The organism is Candidatus Sodalis sp. SoCistrobi, from assembly GCF_900143145.1.
Lineage (GTDB): Bacteria > Pseudomonadota > Gammaproteobacteria > Enterobacterales > Enterobacteriaceae > SoCistrobi.
On record NZ_FRDB01000207.1, the window covers coordinates 1 to 5,075 of the forward strand.

Below are 5,075 nucleotides of genomic sequence, written 5' to 3' on the forward strand. Positions count from 1 at the left end.
ATATGCTGTTTAACCAGCGTCTGATATCGGCGGGTAAGGCGAGAGTCAATCCCGCCAACAGATAGGTTGAAATCATTCTGCAAAGTAATAACAGGTATCACGATAAATGTGTAGATACCTATGCTTCTTCTGGGGGGAAGAGGTGCCATTAACGCTTGGCAAGAGTAGCGCTCAGGCAAAGGAGCTAAGGAGGGAATGAGCGGATTGGGGTGCCCGGGCACGGGTCATACAGGGGAGCGGCCACGTCGCTATGATGCATTAACGGGCAGTTTCGTATAGATAGCCTGCCTCAGTTGCCTCAGTTGCCTAAGCTTCCTGAGCTTCCTGAGTGCAAGAGCTGCCTGAGTGCAAGAGCTGCCCAACAAGTTTAACCTGCCCAAGAGGCAAGTTTTCCCGCCAGGCATAAAAAAACCCCGCCGAAGCGGGGTTTTTTCATCATGGTAACTTAAGCCTGGGGCTGAGTGACCACGTCTTTGATGCCTTTCACTTCGATCTCTACGCGACGATCCGGGGCCAGGCAGCTGATGACAGCAGCACGACCTTTCACGCTGTTACAGGTGTTGCCAGTAACCGGGTTGGATTTACCCATACCGCGAGCGGAAATCTTGTTGGAAGGAATACCCTTGGAAACCAGGTAGCTCACGACGCTCTGCGCACGTTCCTGCGACAGTTTCTGGTTGTACTGGTCGGTACCGATACGGTCGGTATAGCCCAGAACGATGACAGAACCGTCTTTCGGATCCATCGAGCTCAGCTGGGAGTACAGCTGATCCAGCGCCTGCTGACCTTCAGGTTTCAGCGTGGCTTTGTCGAAGTTGAACAGGACGTCAGACTTCAGAGTGAAGCGTTTGGTCTGCACAACCGGAGCCGGGGCCGGGGCCGGAGCCGGAGCAGCGACTTCATCCTGGCCGAAGCGGTAGGACACGCCGACGCTCAGCAAAGAGTTATCAGGACGGGCGCCAACGGTACCAGCGTCGCCGATGTTGTTAACCCACTGGTAGTCCAGACGGGTGGCCCAGTTTTTGGTCCAGGCATATTCCAGACCCACAGCGGCCAGCGGCGAAACACCGGTATCATGGTCGCTTACGCGGCCGGCATTGCCGTTGTCGTAAGCACCTTTGGAATCAGCACGCCATACCATGCCACCCAGACGGGTGTAGATGTCCAGGTCGTCGGTCAGCGGGTAGCTCAGCTTGGCTGCGAGGGAAATGCCCTGCGCTTTGAAAGCACCGTTATTCACGCTGCCTTTATACGCCATACGGCCCAGCCAATCATAGCCCAGCTCGAAGCCCAGGTAAGGGTTCGCCTGATAGCCTAGAAAAGCACCCGCGCCCAACTGGTCATCACGGGTAGGACCGTTGCCGATACGGTTGTCGAAACCGTTACCGTAGAAACCGGTGTCGTGGTACTGGGACCAGCCTAGTTTGCCGCCGGTGTACCAGGTGTCGTCTTTCGGAGCGGCTTGCGCTACGGTTGCGAAACCTGCCAGTGCCACTGCAAGTGCGATAGCTGTCTTTTTCATTGTTTGCGCCTCGTTATCATCCAAATAGGCAATGAGCTTTTAAAGCTAATTTAAGAAATCCATTGCCGGCGTTCGTACTCAGGCTCTGTGCATCGCCATTAAAATAGCGTTATAGAGCAACCCCGGCGAATTAAAGTCTACAACGAAGTAGGAAACTTACAAGTAAGATGTAGTAAGCCGCTAATAAAAAACAGCGTTTCAGGGCGTCGCCGAGGGATAAAACCGGCTAAAAAAAACGCTGGTGATGGAAAAGAAACCGGGTTAGAAGCCGCATAATCACTGGATTTAACCCGTTTGGGAGGTGATCATCCGGGTCGACGGGCTGTCGACCTGAGAATAATCCTAATTTTACTTAATGATACAAAGTTGAATGAATTTTTAACGCGGAAAACTGTCTAGATTGTCGATTCAAGCCGTTTTGCGGATACATTATGAAGCCGAATGTACCACCTTGCTGGGCGGCATTTTGTAAACGGCGCTTGTCCGTTTCCGACAGCTCTGCGGGAAACCACCCGAGAATGACGCTGGAATTGCCGGTAAGCAAGGCCTTTTCCATTGCCGCGACGGTATCAAACGCCGACGGCTGGCGCACCTGCACCACCTTTTGTAACGGCAGGCCTGACTGCGCCAGCCAGGGGCGGCTAAGGCGCCGCGACGATGTCAGCCACAGCAGCCACCGCGATTGCAAACCCAGCTGACGCAGCAGCGGCAGCAGAATATGTCCAACCACCGGCTGATTTTCGATATAAACCACTTCGCTGATTCCCCCCTGCGCCAGAGGCGCATTTGCGCTTTCAGACTGTGCGGCATGGCTGCGGCGTGCGCCGGTAATGGGTGTGGCATAAGGATGAGTTTGCATTGGATGTCTGCCCCTGTATCACTGTATAAAAAAACAGCATCCTCGATGCGTGTTAAAATCAACCCAAAAATTCAATCTGCGTCGCAGATCCGTTAATCGGTATTTAAATTGCGCGAATTAAGTTGATAGCCTGCGGGACGTGATGCGGCGGTCGCGTAATCGCGCCACGCAATGTCAGGTACGACAGGAGAAACGCATGGACGCGAACTATAAGTTACGTATTCAACAAACGAGAACGCTGTTCTCGCCGTTGGGGGAGATTAAAACCCGTTCACAATTTGGCGGCTACAGCGTGGTGGCTGACGGTGTGATGTTCGCGCTGATCCTTGAAGGAGAGTGCTGGCTGCGCGGTATTCGCGGCAACGAATACCGCTATCGCGAACTGGGCATGCGCAAACTCATCTATACCAAGCGCGGCATTCCGGTATCGCTGAACTATTATCATGTATCGGAAACCCTGTGGGACGCGCCGGCAGCGCTAATAACGCTGGGGAGGCAGGCGCTTGAGGAGGCGTGCCGTGAACGGCAGGTGCGGGCCAGTCACCAGCGTCTGAAAGATCTGCCCAACATCGGCCAGGGTATTGAGCGGCTGCTGTGGAAAGCCGGTATCCAAAATGTGGACGCATTGCGCAACCATGGTGCCAAAGATAGCTATCTAAAATTGCGCAATATCAAGCAGGACCTGAGCGTGAAGGTGCTGTTTGCTCTTGAAGGGGCGCTGGCGGGGCGTCATCTGGCGACGCTACCCCAATGTTTGCGTAACGAACTGATGGAGTGGCATCGCCGCCATGCCTGTCGGTAAATCGGCCGTGGGCTAGCTGAGCTGCGCTATCTGCCGGCTACGGCCGGTAAATTCAGGGAGCAGCGTCAACAACAGGCCCACCTGCTGTATCACCAGTTGTTCTTGGGCGCACGTTTGCGTTCCCAACTGCGCAATACGGGTAAGCAGGCGGTCACGCTCCTGGGCGAGACGCGCCTGGAAAGCGTCGCCGTTCTGGTGATGCAGGGCATCATCTACATAACAGGTGGCGTCATTGAGGATGTCCAGCACCAGCGGGTTGGCAATAAGCCCTCGGTGTGCGCCCAGGGTGGAGATGTAACTGAGGAAGGTATGGCTCAGGCACAGCAGGCGGAAAGCGTTATCCATCAGCTCCCCGCCCGCGCGGCGTTCCGCGGACATATTCGACATCACCGACGCCAACTCCGCATCGCGGTTATGCGCGTCCCGGCGCGCCACGCGGTAATCAAGCCGGTTGTCTTTTCCCTGATGATATTGCACCAATATGGCATCCAGATAGCGGCAGTTGGCGGTCAGGCTTTTTTCCACCACGGCGGGCAGGCGGCGAAAGCGCCAGTCGGGCCAAATAAAACTCACCGCCGCCCAGGCGATGGCGCAGCCTACCAAGGTATCGAACAGACGCGGCACCGCAACCTCAAAACCTTGGCCGAGCAGGTTGAAACACAACATCACCAGCAGGGTGATAAACAGGGTAGCCTGGGCATATTGGCTGTTGCGAAAGGCAAAGAACAGCGTGCCGCTTAACACAATAAGCACCAATTGCCCTTCGGTGGACGGCACAAAATACAGTACCGGCAGGCCAATTAATACCCCGGCGACGGTGCCGGCAATACGCAGCGCCAGACGCCGCCGGGTGGCCTGATAGTTTGGCTGACAGACAAACAGACTGGTCAGCATTATCCAATAGCCATAGTGCATGCCGCTCAAGCGGATGAACGTATAGCCGGCGCACAATACCAGCGACATGCGCACCGCGTGGCGGAACAGGGCGGATTCCGGCGTCAGATTCAGCCGCAGGCGGGTGCGGATATCCTGCCAGCCGGTCAGCTTATCGTCTGACAGATTGTTTTCCTCGGCCGGCATGCGGGCGATGGCCTGCTCGGATTCGATGGTGGCCAGTTGGGCATCAATCGCCCGCAGGTTATTGAGTAAAGGGTGCAGTGCGGCAAGAGGCGCGCCCGTACCGGCGCGGGCGATGGCGGCGTCAAGATGGTTAAAAAGCCGCTCGAACCGTGAGTCGTGCTGATAACGACGGCGTAGCAGGATAGACTGCGCGAGGTTTTCGCAGGCGCGGGCCTGCATTTCCAACAGGCGCTGAAAGCGGAACAACACATCGCTGAAGCGCAATTCCTCACGGAGTTGCTGATAGCGTGCGTGCGCCGAACTGGCTCGTTCGTGAATATCCTGGGCGACGAAATAATAGTGCAGGCTGCGTCGGGTGCCACGCTGGCCGCGATCCCCGCGCAGGCGCGTCAGCAACGTGGCTTTTACCTGGTTGAGCGACTCCACCAGTTGGCCGTTAGCCATAGCCACCGTTATCAGGATGCTATCGTCGCTTTCTTCGCTGTCGGGATCGAAACAGCCTGCCTTGGCTGAGAGATAGTGGGCCAGTGACCGATAGCAGCGTGAATAACCCCGAGTTTATTAGAGAGTAATTTTGGCAATACTACGCCGCTTCCTCTGATGCTAATTGCAAAGCGTAATAGTTCATTTCGGCTTCAGTAGGAGGGATGTAACCCAGCCGCCCGAGCAGCCTTCTGTTGTTGTACCAGTCCACCCAGTCCAGCGTGGCCAACTCCACTTCCGTCCGGTTTTTCCAGCTCCCGCGGTGGATAACCTCCGTTTTGTACAACCCGTTGATACTCTCTGCCATCGCATTATCGTAGGAGTCGCCG

General features: G+C 55.7%; 4 protein-coding genes and 1 pseudogene. 1 reads left to right on the top strand and 4 read right to left on the bottom strand.

Annotated features, from left to right (window positions below; genetic code table 11):
* Positions 1-445 precede the first annotated feature (445 nt).
* Complete coding sequence (ompA, locus tag CINSTRO3249_RS12620) at positions 446-1,522, bottom strand: porin OmpA (RefSeq protein WP_074013535.1); 1,077 nt, start codon at positions 1,520-1,522, stop codon at positions 446-448.
* Between the two features lie 352 nt (positions 1,523-1,874).
* Positions 1,875-2,381 (bottom strand): SOS-induced cell division inhibitor SulA, encoded by a 507-nt coding sequence (gene sulA / locus CINSTRO3249_RS12625; RefSeq protein ID WP_074013536.1) that lies wholly within the window; start codon positions 2,379-2,381, stop codon positions 1,875-1,877.
* A 196-nt stretch (positions 2,382-2,577) separates the two neighbouring features.
* Here sulA and CINSTRO3249_RS12630 point away from each other — a divergent pair, with 196 nt between their 5' ends.
* Complete coding sequence (locus tag CINSTRO3249_RS12630; RefSeq protein WP_074013537.1) at positions 2,578-3,183, top strand: TfoX/Sxy family DNA transformation protein; 606 nt, start codon at positions 2,578-2,580, stop codon at positions 3,181-3,183.
* Between the two features lie 12 nt (positions 3,184-3,195).
* Here CINSTRO3249_RS12630 and yccS read toward each other — a convergent pair.
* Together yccS and CINSTRO3249_RS12640 are read right to left on the bottom strand one after the other, a co-directional pair.
* Positions 3,196-4,809, bottom strand: a pseudogene (yccS, locus tag CINSTRO3249_RS12635) (YccS family putative transporter); the annotation flags it as partial.
* A 37-nt stretch (positions 4,810-4,846) separates the two neighbouring features.
* Positions 4,847-5,075 (bottom strand): integrase core domain-containing protein (locus CINSTRO3249_RS12640; RefSeq protein WP_143146879.1); only part of this gene is annotated, 229 nt, incomplete at its 5' end.